We start from the raw sequence: 12,062 nt of genomic DNA, 5'->3' as shown, positions 1-12,062 counted from the left end.
GCGTGGCCGCCTCTCCGGCGGCCGCACCCAGCCCCTCGGGAGGAGGCGCAAATGAGACGATCCGAAGTGGTCCTCGTTGCGGTGGGAGAATGCGATGCTGCCTTTCATTCATGCCCCTAAAGATTTCTGGGCCGGCGTAATCTATATCTGCCTCGGCTCCGGTTTCGCACTCATTGCCAGCGGCTATTCCTTTGGCACGGCCATTCGCATGGGCCCGGGCTATTTCCCGACAGTCCTCGGATGTCTGCTCGCCTGTGTCGGCCTGATCTCCGCCATACGCGGCATCACGCGCAGCGGCGAGGCCCTCGAGCCCTTCGCCTGGCGGCCGGTCGTCTTCGTCTCCCTCTCCCTGCTTTTGTTTGCCCTTCTTCTTCCAGGAGGCGGGCTGATCCTCGCGCTCGCCACCCTGCTTCTCATCGCGCCGGCGGCAGCTCCGAGCTTTGGCTATTCCATCAGCGGCGGCATTGCCGCGATCGCTCTCATCGCATTCTGCGGCATGGTTTTCGTCTGGGCCCTCGGGCTTCCGCTGCCCCTTCTCGGCAGCTGGTTCACGGCATGAGGAGGTAGGCATGGATGTTTCCGGAATCCTCCTTGGTGCTGCCGCAGCCTTCAGCGGCTACAATCTTCTCTATTGTCTCATCGGCTGCTTTCTCGGCACCGCCATTGGCGTTCTGCCCGGCCTCGGCCCGGTGGCGACCATCTCCATGCTGCTGCCGGTCACATTCGGCCTGCCGCCGGAGACGGCACTGATCATGCTGGCGGGCATATTCTACGGCGCCCAATATGGCGGTTCCACCACCGCGATCCTGGTCAACCTGCCCGGCGAATCCTCCTCCGTCGTCACCGCGCTTGATGGCTATCAGATGGCCCGCCAGGGCAAGGCCGGCCAGGCACTTGCCACAGCCGCCATCGGATCCTTCATCGCCGGCACGCTGGCGACGCTGCTTGTGGGGTTCGTGGCGCCGATCCTGTCTCTCTTAGCGCTGAAATTCGGGCCGGCAGAGTATTTCTCGCTCATGGTGCTGGGCCTGATCGCGGCCATCGTCCTCGCGCATGGCTCCGTCCTGCATGCTTTCGGGATGATGATCCTCGGCCTGCTTCTCGGGCTTGTCGGAACCGACGTCAATTCCGGCGTTCAACGCTTCACCAGCGGCATGCCGCAGCTTCTGGACGGCATCAGCTTCGTCATTGTCGCCATGGGCATATTCGGGATTGGCGAGATCATTGCCAATCTCGGCGATCACCGACGTGGCAAGACGGAACTGGCCCAGATCACCCGGTTGATGCCGACCCTTGCCGAATTGAAGGCCATGCTTCCCCCGGTCCTGAGAGGCACGGCGCTTGGCTCCGTGCTCGGCATCCTGCCCGGCGGCGGCGCCACGCTGGCATCCTTCTCGGCCTATGCCCTGGAAAAGAAGGTGTCCGCCAGGCCGGAGACGTTCGGGCACGGCGCATTGGCGGGCCTCGCGGGGCCGGAATCCGCCAATAACGCCGCCGCACAGACCTCGTTCATCCCGATGCTGACCCTCGGCATCCCTTCCAACCCCGTGATGGCCTTGATGATCGGGGCAATGATCATGCAGGGCATCCAGCCGGGTCCCTCGGTCATCCAGGAACAGCCCATGTTGTTCTGGGCGATCGTGATCTCGATGTGGATCGGCAATGTCATGCTGCTGGTTCTGAACCTGCCCCTGATCGGCATCTGGGTGAAAATGATCTCGGTGCGCTACAGTCTGCTTTTCCCGGCAATCCTGGTCTTTTGCGCCGTCGGCGTGTTCAGCATCAACAAATCGCTCTTCGACGTCTATCTCATGGTCGGCTTCGGCGTCGCGGGCTATGTGCTGCGCCGGCTTGACTGCGAACCGGCGCCGCTGCTGCTCGGCTTCATCCTCGGACCGATGATGGAGGAATATCTTCGCCGGGCCATGCTGCTTGCAAAGGGTGATGCCACGGTCTTCCTCACGCATCCGATCAGTGCCGTGATGCTGCTGATCTCGGCGGGGCTTCTCCTGACCATGGCGGCACCGGCCATTCGCCGCAAACGGGAAGAAGCTTTCGTCGAGGAGTAAGGGTCAAAACCGGGCCTCTCGTCTGGCAAGCCTGGCGAGGCGGCAAATACGGCACTGGACGATGTCGCTCATGCGGAAGCGGCGACCGTACAGTATGACGAGGGCACCGTTTTTCATGGTCAGACGTCGCCTGCTTCGAGCCACTGGATCTGCTCAGGCCTCAAGGCGATATCCACCGCCTGCAGGCTTTGCTCCAGTTCCGCGATCACTCGCGGCCCGATCAGCGGGATCACGGGAAAGGGCTGCGCAAGGACATAGGCCAGCGCAACCTGGATCGGCTGGCATTTCAGCATCTGCGCCAGCGCGATCGCCCTGCTGCGGCGCTCGAAATTCCGCTCGGACAACCAGGTGCGGGAAAGCTCCCCATGATCTCCTCCGTCACGATCCAGCCGATCCGTGAAAAAGCCCCGCCCCTGGCTGGACCAGGCAAAAAATTGAACCTCCATGCCTCGGAGTAAGTGCGGCGACCGTGCGGGCGCTGTGCGGTGAAGCTTCCGTCGGAAAGCTGGACGATGGCGAAACGAATGCGGACCCCGGAGAATGGAATGGCTTGAGAAACCGCAGCATCTTGCGCGTCATCACCCACTCACAAGGAGATGTCCCGTGCCAAGAATTCTCATCACCGGCTGCTCATCAGGGTTCGGCCTTGCCATTGCGCAGATGTTCCTGTCAGAAGGTTGGGAGGTGGTTGCAACCATGCGCAGCCCGCGCCGCGACCTCTTTCCCGCAAGCGATCGGCTGACCGTGGCAGAGCTGGACGTGACCCGCGAGGAGAGCATCAGCAGGGCGATCGAGGCGTGCGGACCGCTGGATGCTCTGGTCAATAATGCGGGCGTCGGCATGCTGAACGTGCTCGAAGGCTCGCAACTGTCGAAGGCCCGCGAATTGTTCGAGACCAATGTGCTGGGGGCCGTGGCCGTGACGAAGGCCGTCATGCCGCAGATGCGGATGCGCGGTTCCGGCGTCATCGTCAATGTCAGCTCCAGCGTCACCGTCAAGCCCTTGCCCGCGCTGTCGCTCTACAGTGCCAGCAAAGCCGCTTTGAATGCCTTCACCGAAAGCCTCGCTCTCGAAGCCGCGCTCTTCAATATCCGCGTCCGGCTGGTCATGCCCGGCTCGGCACCCACGACGAGCTTCGGCAAGAATGCGGTGAGCCGGATGGGGATGGACATCCCTGAGCCTTACCGGGATTTCGTTCAGGGCTATATCGCTGGGCTCCGCTCCGGCACCGAATTCACGACGGCAGCCGACGTGGCCGAGGCCGTCTGGCATGCGGTGACGCAGCCGGACCAGCCGATGAAGATTGCCGCCGGCGCCGATGCGCGGCGTTGGTTTGCGGAAGCGGGGTATCCGGTCGCCTGAGAGCGGAACCGGCCGACGGGTGCCGGTGCTTCAACGCCGGCACCTTGAAATGAAGGGGATTTCAGATTTTCGCCGCAAGCAACCAACGCTACCGTACAAGCAGGGAATTCGCACGGTGCCGCAGTTCCCAAACGGCTGTGTCTCCACTAGATCTACCGTGTCAATCGCGGGCCGTGCTTCATGAATCTTTCGAATTTTCCCTCCTCCCCGGGGGTGATGGCCGATCGGATCCGGTCCTTTCCATGGGAGAGGACCGCTCTCGGTCCTCTTGAATCCTGGCCGCCCGCACTTCTCATCACCGTCGATGCCATGGTGGCCTCGCGATTCCCCCAATGTCTCTTCTGGGGTCCCGATCTGATCGCGATCTATAATGACGGCTATCTGCCGATATTGGGGACAAAGCCGGAGGCGCTTGGGCAGCCGCTAAGGGTAACCTGGGCGGAGACCTGGGAGGCCCTGGAGCCGATCTGCAGGCAAGCCATGTCCGGCAAGGCCGTCTATCATGAAGACTTCCCCGTCGAGACCACCCGGCACGGATATACGGAAACCGCCTATTTCACCTTCTGTTACAGCTCGATCCGTGATGAAAACGGTGTCGTGCTTGGAATGATCGATACGGTGATCGAGACGACGGAAGCCGTTCGCGGTCGTCAGCGCATCGCCAGCGAGAGCGAACGCTATCGTGCCATGTTCGACAATGCCCCGGGCTTCATGATGACGCTCAGCGTGCCCGGCTTCTTCATCGAATACGCCAACCCCTCCTTCATCCGGCTGATCGGCGATCGCGACGTTGTCGGAAAAAGCATCAGTGCGGCGCTTCCGGAGGCCATCGAGCAAGGCTATATCGATCTTCTGGAGGAGATTTGTCGCACCGGCAAACCCTTCTCCGCAACCGCCCGGCGCTACCTGTCGCGCCCGCGACCGAACCGTCCGGAGGAAGAGCTTTTCCTCGACTTCGTCTACCAGCCGATCATGAACGAGGCCGGTGAGGTCACCCGCATATTCGTATCCGGATCCGATGTGACGGAACGCACACGTGGCGAGGCGGCGCTGCGCCAGTCGGAGACCCGCCTCCGCTTTCTTGATGACCTTGCGCGAGAAACCGGCAGGAGCCGCGACGCGGATGCGATACTGGCCATCACCACGCGGATGGTCGGGGAGCATTTGTCCCTTTCCAACTGCGCTTACGCCGACATGGACGAGGACGAGGACGGTTTCACCATCCGCGGCGACTGGGCTGCGGAGGGTTCGCCGTCCATTGTCGGCCATTACAGCCTTGCGGCCTTCGGCGCGCTTGCCGTGTCCAACCTGACCGCCGGCCTGCCCCTCATCATCAACGACAATCTCACCGAACTGGCTCCGGAAGAGGCGAAGACCTTCCAGGACATCGGGATCACCGCCACCATATGCATGCCGCTCGTTCGGGAAGGCAAGCTGACGGCGCTGATGGCGATCCACGACCGGGTTCCGCGGATCTGGTTCTCGGAGGAGCTGGCGCTCATCAGGGAAGTGACCGAGAGATCCTGGGCGCATATCCAAAGGGTGCAGGCGGAGGCCAATCTCCGGCGGACGGCGGATGAACTGGCCGAACTCAACGCGACGCTGGAGGCCCGCATTCACGAGAGAACCTCGGCCCTCATAGAGGCTGAGGAGGCTCTGCGGCATTCTCAGAAAATGGAGGCGGTGGGTCAGCTGACCGGCGGCCTGGCGCATGATTTCAACAATATTCTCGCCGGCATCAGCGGAAGCCTGGAATTGATGAACACCCGCCTGGCGCAAGGCCGGCTCGCTGATGTCGATCGTTACCTTCACAGCGCGCAATCCGCAGTCAAGCGCGCGGCAGCACTGACCCAGCGTTTGCTGGCCTTCTCGCGCCGCCAGACGCTGGAGCCGAAGCCGATCGACCTGAACCGTCTGGTGGCGGGCATGCAGGAGCTGATTGCGCGAAGCGTCGGTCCGGCGGTTACGGTGGAGGCCCCGGAGCGCGAAGGACTGTGGGCGACCTTCGCCGATGTCGGCCAGCTGGAAAATGCCCTTCTCAACCTGTGCATCAATGCACGCGATGCCATGCCGGATGGCGGAAAGCTTACGATCGAAACCGAAAACCGCTGGCTGGACGATCGCGCTGCGCGCGAACGGGGCCTGTCGCCCGGGCATTATGTGTCGCTCTGCGTCAGCGATACCGGCAGCGGAATGCCCCCCGATGTGGCGGCGCGGGCCTTCGACCCCTTCTTCACCACCAAGCCGCTCGGCCAGGGAACCGGGCTCGGCCTTTCTATGGTCTATGGGTTCGCCGGCCAGTCGGGAGGTTCGGTGCGGATCCATTCCGAAGTCGGAAACGGCACGAGGGTGTGTATCTACCTGCCGCGACACCTGGCCGATGCCCCTGCCGAGGATGCCCCTGAATCGGTGCTTGATCCTCCCGTTGCGTCGGGCGAGCAGACGGTTCTCGTGGTCGATGACGAGCCGCTGGTGCGCATGGTGGCGGTCGATATTCTGGAGGATCTCGGCTACGCTGTTCTGGAGGCCTATGACGGCGCCTCGGCGATGAGCATCTTGCAATCCGACAGCGAGATCTGCCTCCTGATCACCGATGTCGGACTGCCGAATGGCATGAACGGCCGCCAGGTGGCGGATGCGGCACGCGTTCTTCGGCCCGAACTCAAGATATTGTTCGTCACGGGCTATGCCGAGAACGCGGTGCTCAACCACGGCCATCTCGAGCAGGGTATGCAGATCATGACGAAGCCCTTCGATGCCGATGCCTTTGGCAGGCGGGTCAGAGACATGATCGGCAGCGAAACCGCACCGATGTGATCCTGAGCTATCGCTCTCATCCGGGCGACGGCACCTGCGTCATCGACTGCCGGACCATGGCACGGGCGGCAAAAGGTGCGATGACCGAAAAAGGCCAAACTGCTACTTCAGATTGAGACAAGCACGTCAGGGGCCGGTAGGGTTCTCTTGCCGTCCCTTCTTCTTTTCTGCGAGTGGCCATGTCGATTTCCGATGTCATCTATCGCCCCTTCGAAACCTGGATCCGGCCGCTGGAGATCGCCTACAGACCGCTTCCCGCGAAGGGACCCGGCAGCGTCCTCCTGCATTTCATCTCCATGTTTCGCGGCGTGCTGCTTGCGCTGGCGCTTTGCTCCATGGCAAGCGAAGCCATCAACCTGTCGATCGTCTGGGGATTGTCGGTCATCGTGGACGGAGTGACAGAGCAAGGCGCACCCGCCTTCCTGGCAGAGCAATGGCCTCTTCTCGCCTGTCTCGGCCTGCTGATCTTTCCCGTCCTGCCGATCATGTCCTTCCTGGTCAACACCCTGACATCCCACACGCTGGGCGTTGCCATGCCGGCGGCCATTCAATGGCAGGGCCACAAGGCGGTGGAGAGACAGGATCTCGCCTTTTTCCATGAGCTTTTCGCCGGCCAGGTCGCCTCGCGGATTTCCCAGGTCGCTTCCGCCGTGCAGCAGCAGATCATCGCGGCTTTCCAGTCCGTTCCCCGCTTCCTGATGCAACTGGTCGGCTCGGTGGTGCTTCTCAGCGCCCTGTCCTGGCAATTGGCCGTGCCGGTGATCGTCTGGATCGCCCTCAACCTCGCCTTCACGGTCAAAATCGTACCCCTTTTCGCCGAATGCTCGCGCCGCACTGCCCGGCAGCGCAGCCTCGTTTCCGGCGCCATCACCGATCTCTACACCAATATGCAGATGATCAAGCAATTCGCTGCCGAAGACAGCGAGGCCGGCACCATCCGCCACACGATCCAGACTGCCGTACAGACGCAGCACAGCGAACAGCGTATCTATCGCACCTCCGAGGCGATCGTCGTCCTGCTCAACGTGATCTTGTGGCTGACAATGCTGTCGATCGGCTTCTCCGGTCTCGTCAAAGGCTTCCTGTCGATCGGCGAATTCGTGGGCGCCGTCTATATTCTCCAGCGCCTGTCCACCCAGGTCTTCACCTTTCTGCAGATGGGCCAGCAGATCTTCCAGGCCATTGGCACCATCAAGGATGCCATGCCGGTTCTGGCCACCCCGCCGACGATCACGGACAAGACGGATGCGGCGGATCTCAGGATCGAAGGCGGGGAGATCCGCTTCGACAAGATCCGTTTCGCCTACAGGAATGGCAGACCGGTCTTTGAGGATCTGTCGCTAACGGTCGGACCGGGTGAGAGGGTCGGTCTTGTCGGCCTCTCTGGGGCGGGAAAGACAACGCTCGCAAACCTCCTCTTACGCTTCTACGACATTCAGGGGGGTGGAATCCTGATCGATGGCCAGGATATCCGGTCGGTTACGCAGGCGAGCCTCCGACGCGCGATCGGCGTGATTGCGCAGGATGTCTCGCTACTGCACCGCTCCGTCGGCGACAATATCCGCTATGGCCGGCCGGAGGCGACCCGCCAGGAGGTTGAATCGGCGGCGGAAATGGCGGCGGCCGATAGCTTCATTGCCGATCTCTCAGATAGCGAGGGCCGCACCGGATACCAGGCCTTCGTCGGCGATCGCGGCATCAAATTGTCGGGTGGCCAGCGGCAGCGCGTCGCCATTGCCCGCGTCCTGTTGAAGAACGCGCCGATCCTCATTCTTGACGAAGCGACCTCTGCGCTCGACAGCCAGTCAGAGGCGGCCATCCAGCAAAAACTCGATATGGTGATGCAGGGCCGCACCGTCATCGCCATTGCCCATCGGCTCTCGACCATTGCGAGCATGGACCGTATCATCGTGCTCGACCAGGGGCGCATCGTCCAACAGGGCAAGCCGGCCGAGCTCGTCGAGCAGGACGGCCTATTTGGCAGCCTCTGGAAACGTCAGACCGCCGGCTTCATCCCGGAGAAGATCTGAACGACAGCCAAATTTGGACTGTCAGAACTCTCAGTGCAAACTCGCGGCGAAGCGCTCCGCCAGTCTCTGGTCCTTGAAGGCGGCGGCGACCCAGTCCACGAAAACGCGCGTCTTGGCCGGGACCAGGGTTCGGGATCCGTAATAGATGGAGATGGCGCCGGCATCGGCATACCATCGCGGGATGAGCCGCACCAATCGGCCTGTCTCCAGCGCCGCCAGCGCATCGGCAGTCGCGAGCATGGCAACGCCCAGGCCCAAAAGAGCGGCTTCCTGCATGGCGTTCGGGTCGTTGACCACAATGGTTTCGGAAAGGGGAGCGGGCATCTCGTCACCGCCCGCATTGCGCATGGTCCAGTGACGGATGCGGCCGGTCCGCAGGGAACGCATCACGATGCCGTTCAATGCCTGCAATCCGGATGGATCGACCGGCGGCGTCTGCCTTGCCATATAATCCGGCGAGGCCACCGGAACGATGTGGGCGGGCGCCAATGCGCGCGAGATCAGCCCCGGCAGAAGCTCTATCCCGCCGCCTATCGCAGCGTCATAGCCTTCAGCGACTAGGTCCACCTGACGGTTCTCGAAATGCCACTCCGGCCGCACATGCGGATAGCGCGCCAGAAAGCCCGGCAGGAGCGGCAGGATATGCGTGACACCAAAGGTCGGAGGCAGGCTGACCTTCAGCGTGCCGGCCGGTTCGCCGACGGTCGTCGACGCATGAGCGATTGCGATCTGGAGCTCTTCCAGATGATCGGCAATGGAGCTCCGGAACGTCTCGCCCGCCTCCGTCAGCGTCAGCCTGCGGGTGGAGCGATGGAAGAGCCGCAGGCCGAGATTTTGCTCGAGCACGGCGACATTCCGGCTGACAGCGGCCGGTGTAAGCGACAGACGACGGGCTGCCTCGGAAAAACTGCCGCATTCGGCACTGCGGACGAAGCATTCCAGATTGGCGAGCGTTTCCATACCCTGCCCTTCAAATTTTCTTTTAAAATCTTACAAGAGGTAAGCAGCTAATCAAGGAGGAATGAATACGCCATCTTCAGCCCATCGAACGACATGGAGTGAAGACGATGGTGCAGACAGGCAAGACACTTTTGAGAAAAGCAGCTTTGGTGACAGGCGGATCACGCTCGATCGGTGCGTCTATCGCGCAGCGCCTGGCCGCCGAAGGCGCGGCGGTGGCGATCACCTACAGTGCCTCCGCCGATCAGGCGCAAAGCGTCGTTTCGGCGATTACTGCCAGAGGTGGCCAGGCACTGGCCATCAAGGCAGATGCCGGCGATCCCGAGGCCGTCCGGGCGGCTGTCACGCAGGCAGCGGAGCACTTCGGCCGGCTGGACATCCTGGTTAACAATGCCGGCATCGCGATCAATGCACCCATCGACGACTACAAATTCGAAGATTATGAGCGGATGCTTGCCGTCAATGTCACCGGGGTCTTCGTTGCCACGCAGCAGGCTGCCCGTCACATGACGTCCGGCGGCCGCATCATCCACATCGGCTCATCCATGACCCGTTATGCCGCCTTTCCCACTGCATCGGTCTATACGCTGACCAAGGGCGCGGTCGCCGGCTTCAATCGCAGCCTTGCCCGCGATCTGGGCCCACGCGGAATCACCGTCAACACCGTCCATCCGGGACCAACCGACACCGACATGAACCCGGCAAATGGTCCGGTCGCAGAGCTTGTCGGTGCGGGAATGGCGATCGGACGGTACGGACAGCCCAGCGAGATTGCCAGCCTCGTCGCCTTTCTCGCCGGCCCGGAAGCCGCCTTCATCACCGGCGCAGACATCATCGCCGATGGCGGCCTGACAGCCTGAACACCCATTGGACATCCTGGAGAAGACACATGCCCAGCATCGGAATCATCGGCGCCGGCCAGATCGGCACGGCTATCGCAACGGCCTTGGCCCGCAACAATATTCCGGCAACCCTGTCCAACAGCAGGGGGCCGGAAAGCCTGAAGGATGTCGTCAGCGCCCTCGGTCCTGTCATCACGGCCGGCACACGGGAGGAGGCAGCATCGAAGGACATCGTGATCGTTGCCGTCAACTGGTCCAAGCTGCCGGTGGCGCTGGCAGGACTTCCGAATTTCGGCGGCAGGATCGTCATCGATGCCAATAATCCGATCGAGGCCCCGCTCTTCAAGCCAGCCAATCTGAAGGGACGCAGCTCCTCGGAGGTTTTTGTCGACCTGGTCCCGGGAGCGCGCGTGGTGAAAGCCTTCAATCACCTTCAGCCGCATCTGGTCGCCGGCGATCCCTCCAGCCATGGCGGCAAGCGGGTGCTGTTCTTCTCCGGTGACGACGGCAGTGCCAAAGCGGAGGTTGGCCGGATCATCGAAAGGCTCGGCTTCTTCGCACTCGATCTCGGCGATCTGTCGCTCGGCGCGCGCCTTGTACAGTTTCCGGGTGGCCCCCTGCCAGGGCTCAATCTCATCAGGATCGGCTAGGCGCCGTCACATCCCTCCCCTTCACCTATCAAGGATCCAGATCATGTCCCCTACCCCTTTAGACATTGCCCGGACGTTCTTTGACCACTGGAGCGCCAATCGCATCGAAGAGGCTCTCGGCATGCTGTCCGACGACGTCCTTTACGACAATGTCCCCTTCCCCGACATTGTCGGCCGCGACAATGTCCGAAAATTTCACGCCGATTTCGGGGTCGGCAAGAGCTTTACCGTGGATTGGCGGGTCGTTCACATGGCCGCTTCGGGCGATGTCGTTCTGAATGAGCGGATCGATATCTTCACTCATGAAAGCGGCGGCCGGATTACCCTGCCGGTCATGGGCACCCTGACCGTCGATGGCGAAAAGATAACAGTATGGCGGGATTATTTCGACGCTTCCGACTTCGATCGGCAGCTTAACCAGATCAGGCGGTGACGCCTCGCTGCTCCCCCTCCGCTGCATGATTACCGATGGCCGCCTGTTCCGCCGAAGGGCGGCCTGACGCAACCGTCTCACTAGTGAGACGGAATGTCCAGATTAACCGTCTATTGGTCCGATGGCGAACCGGACATAGTCCAGGTGCCAAGCAAGCAGCACCCGGATTTCCGCTTCTGAGTTCGCCGCGGTTCTGTTTCCAAAGCTTGGTCCGGCCCCGGCCGGGAACTCTCGATCCCAATCAAGGAGACACGATCATGATTTATTCGACGGCAACCGTTCCGGTAAACCCAGAGGGCGAGGCGAAACTCTCACGGCAGGAAATCTGGAAGGGTCTGGAGCTGAAGGCCCGCGATGCACGGCTGTTTCTTCCGCCCGGCCTCTGCACGCATTGCGAGGTGGTCGAAGAAAGCGCAAGCCACTTCGTTCGCGAAGCCACCATCGGCGGCACGGCGGTCAAGGAAATCATCACCCTCGAAGCAAATGACAAGGTGACCTTCTTCCAGGCTGGCGGACCGCGTGAAGGCGCCATCGTCAACGAGCTCTACGAGGATGAAGAGGGCAATCTTCAGCTGCGCTTCTATTGCTATCTCGGCTTGCGCGGCAAAACCCCGAACGGACCGGAGGAGCAGGCTGAACAGGCACAGTTCGATAGCGAGCGCGGCTACAAGTCGGCCTTGCTTTCGACGCTGAAGCGCACCCGCGAACTGCGCGCAGAGGGTCGGCTTTGATGCAAGGCATCTTCGGCGAAGGTCTCCTCGCTCTGAGGTCTTGGTCTTTCGACGCGGTCGAGCCCAGACATGACGGGCCGAGGCTTCGGCACGCAAAAAGGAGGAGGGCCGTGCTCAGCCCTCCTCCCGCGGCAGTCAATCTTGCATCACCATGACCTGCGCCTGGAG

At 61.9% G+C, this 12,062-nt stretch carries 10 protein-coding genes and 1 pseudogene; 9 read left to right on the top strand and 2 right to left on the bottom strand.

Annotated features, from left to right (window positions below):
* Window positions 1-94: 94 nt before the first annotated feature.
* On the top strand, window positions 95-559 hold the full coding sequence (locus QTJ18_RS03190) for a tripartite tricarboxylate transporter TctB family protein (protein ID WP_252752076.1): 465 nt from the start codon (window positions 95-97) through the stop codon (window positions 557-559).
* A gap of 10 nt (window positions 560-569) precedes the next feature.
* A complete protein-coding gene (locus QTJ18_RS03185) occupies window positions 570-2,069 on the top strand; it encodes a tripartite tricarboxylate transporter permease (RefSeq protein WP_252752077.1) in 1,500 nt (499 codons plus the stop codon).
* Window positions 2,070-2,188: 119 nt separating this feature from the next.
* Here QTJ18_RS03185 and QTJ18_RS03180 read toward each other — a convergent pair.
* Window positions 2,189-2,524 (bottom strand): annotated as a pseudogene (locus QTJ18_RS03180) (aldo/keto reductase); the annotation flags it as partial.
* A 148-nt stretch (window positions 2,525-2,672) separates the two neighbouring features.
* Between QTJ18_RS03180 and QTJ18_RS03175 the strand changes: the two are divergent.
* The 3 genes from QTJ18_RS03175 to QTJ18_RS03165 all read left to right on the top strand — a co-directional run bounded on the left by QTJ18_RS03175 (window position 2,673) and on the right by QTJ18_RS03165 (window position 8,278).
* A complete protein-coding gene (locus QTJ18_RS03175; RefSeq protein ID WP_252752078.1) occupies window positions 2,673-3,431 on the top strand; it encodes an SDR family oxidoreductase in 759 nt (252 codons plus the stop codon).
* A gap of 180 nt (window positions 3,432-3,611) precedes the next feature.
* A complete protein-coding gene (locus QTJ18_RS03170; protein WP_252752079.1) occupies window positions 3,612-6,248 on the top strand; it encodes an ATP-binding protein in 2,637 nt (878 codons plus the stop codon).
* Window positions 6,249-6,427: 179 nt separating this feature from the next.
* Complete coding sequence (locus QTJ18_RS03165; protein ID WP_252752080.1) at window positions 6,428-8,278, top strand: ABC transporter ATP-binding protein; 1,851 nt, start codon at window positions 6,428-6,430, stop codon at window positions 8,276-8,278.
* 30 nt (window positions 8,279-8,308) lie between these two features.
* Here the strand turns inward: QTJ18_RS03165 and QTJ18_RS03160 are convergent, their stop codons facing one another.
* Window positions 8,309-9,238 (bottom strand): LysR family transcriptional regulator, encoded by a 930-nt coding sequence (locus QTJ18_RS03160; RefSeq protein ID WP_252752081.1) that lies wholly within the window; start codon window positions 9,236-9,238, stop codon window positions 8,309-8,311.
* Window positions 9,239-9,345: 107 nt separating this feature from the next.
* Here QTJ18_RS03160 and QTJ18_RS03155 point away from each other — a divergent pair, with 107 nt between their 5' ends.
* The 4 genes from QTJ18_RS03155 to QTJ18_RS03140 all read left to right on the top strand — a co-directional run bounded on the left by QTJ18_RS03155 (window position 9,346) and on the right by QTJ18_RS03140 (window position 11,894).
* Window positions 9,346-10,098 carry a 3-oxoacyl-ACP reductase family protein gene (locus QTJ18_RS03155; protein WP_252752082.1) on the top strand — a complete coding sequence of 251 codons (753 nt, stop codon included), beginning with the start codon at window positions 9,346-9,348 and terminating at the stop codon, window positions 10,096-10,098.
* 29 nt (window positions 10,099-10,127) lie between these two features.
* The gene (locus tag QTJ18_RS03150; RefSeq protein WP_252752083.1) at window positions 10,128-10,730 is read left to right on the top strand and encodes an NADPH-dependent F420 reductase; all 603 of its coding nucleotides are present in this window, start codon (window positions 10,128-10,130) and stop codon (window positions 10,728-10,730) included.
* 43 nt (window positions 10,731-10,773) lie between these two features.
* Window positions 10,774-11,163: a limonene-1,2-epoxide hydrolase family protein gene (locus QTJ18_RS03145; RefSeq protein WP_252752084.1), complete on the top strand. Its 390-nt coding sequence runs from the start codon at window positions 10,774-10,776 to the stop codon at window positions 11,161-11,163.
* A 257-nt stretch (window positions 11,164-11,420) separates the two neighbouring features.
* Window positions 11,421-11,894, top strand: coding sequence for an AtaL-like protein (locus tag QTJ18_RS03140; protein ID WP_252752085.1), 474 nt, complete (start codon window positions 11,421-11,423; stop codon window positions 11,892-11,894).
* Window positions 11,895-12,062 lie beyond the last annotated feature (168 nt).

Source organism: Rhizobium sp. SSA_523 (assembly GCF_030435705.1).
In the GTDB taxonomy this organism is placed as follows: Bacteria; Pseudomonadota; Alphaproteobacteria; order Rhizobiales; family Rhizobiaceae; genus Neorhizobium.
The sequence above is the reverse complement of the archived record's forward strand: the minus strand, read 5'-3'. Positions and strand labels throughout refer to the sequence as shown.

Bases quoted from the DNA above. Each gene is read 5' to 3' on its own strand.
- QTJ18_RS03145 (WP_252752084.1), top strand. From the start codon at position 10,774: ATGTCCCCTACCCCTTTAGACATTGCCCGGACGTTCTTTGACCACTGG.
- QTJ18_RS03165 (WP_252752080.1), top strand. From the start codon at position 6,428: ATGTCGATTTCCGATGTCATCTATCGCCCCTTCGAAACCTGGATCCGG.
- QTJ18_RS03155 (WP_252752082.1), top strand. From the start codon at position 9,346: ATGGTGCAGACAGGCAAGACACTTTTGAGAAAAGCAGCTTTGGTGACA.
- QTJ18_RS03160 (WP_252752081.1), bottom strand. From the start codon at position 9,238: ATGGAAACGCTCGCCAATCTGGAATGCTTCGTCCGCAGTGCCGAATGC.
- QTJ18_RS03170 (WP_252752079.1), top strand. From the start codon at position 3,612: ATGAATCTTTCGAATTTTCCCTCCTCCCCGGGGGTGATGGCCGATCGG.
- QTJ18_RS03185 (WP_252752077.1), top strand. From the start codon at position 570: ATGGATGTTTCCGGAATCCTCCTTGGTGCTGCCGCAGCCTTCAGCGGC.
- QTJ18_RS03150 (WP_252752083.1), top strand. From the start codon at position 10,128: ATGCCCAGCATCGGAATCATCGGCGCCGGCCAGATCGGCACGGCTATC.
- QTJ18_RS03140 (WP_252752085.1), top strand. From the start codon at position 11,421: ATGATTTATTCGACGGCAACCGTTCCGGTAAACCCAGAGGGCGAGGCG.
- QTJ18_RS03190 (WP_252752076.1), top strand. From the start codon at position 95: ATGCTGCCTTTCATTCATGCCCCTAAAGATTTCTGGGCCGGCGTAATC.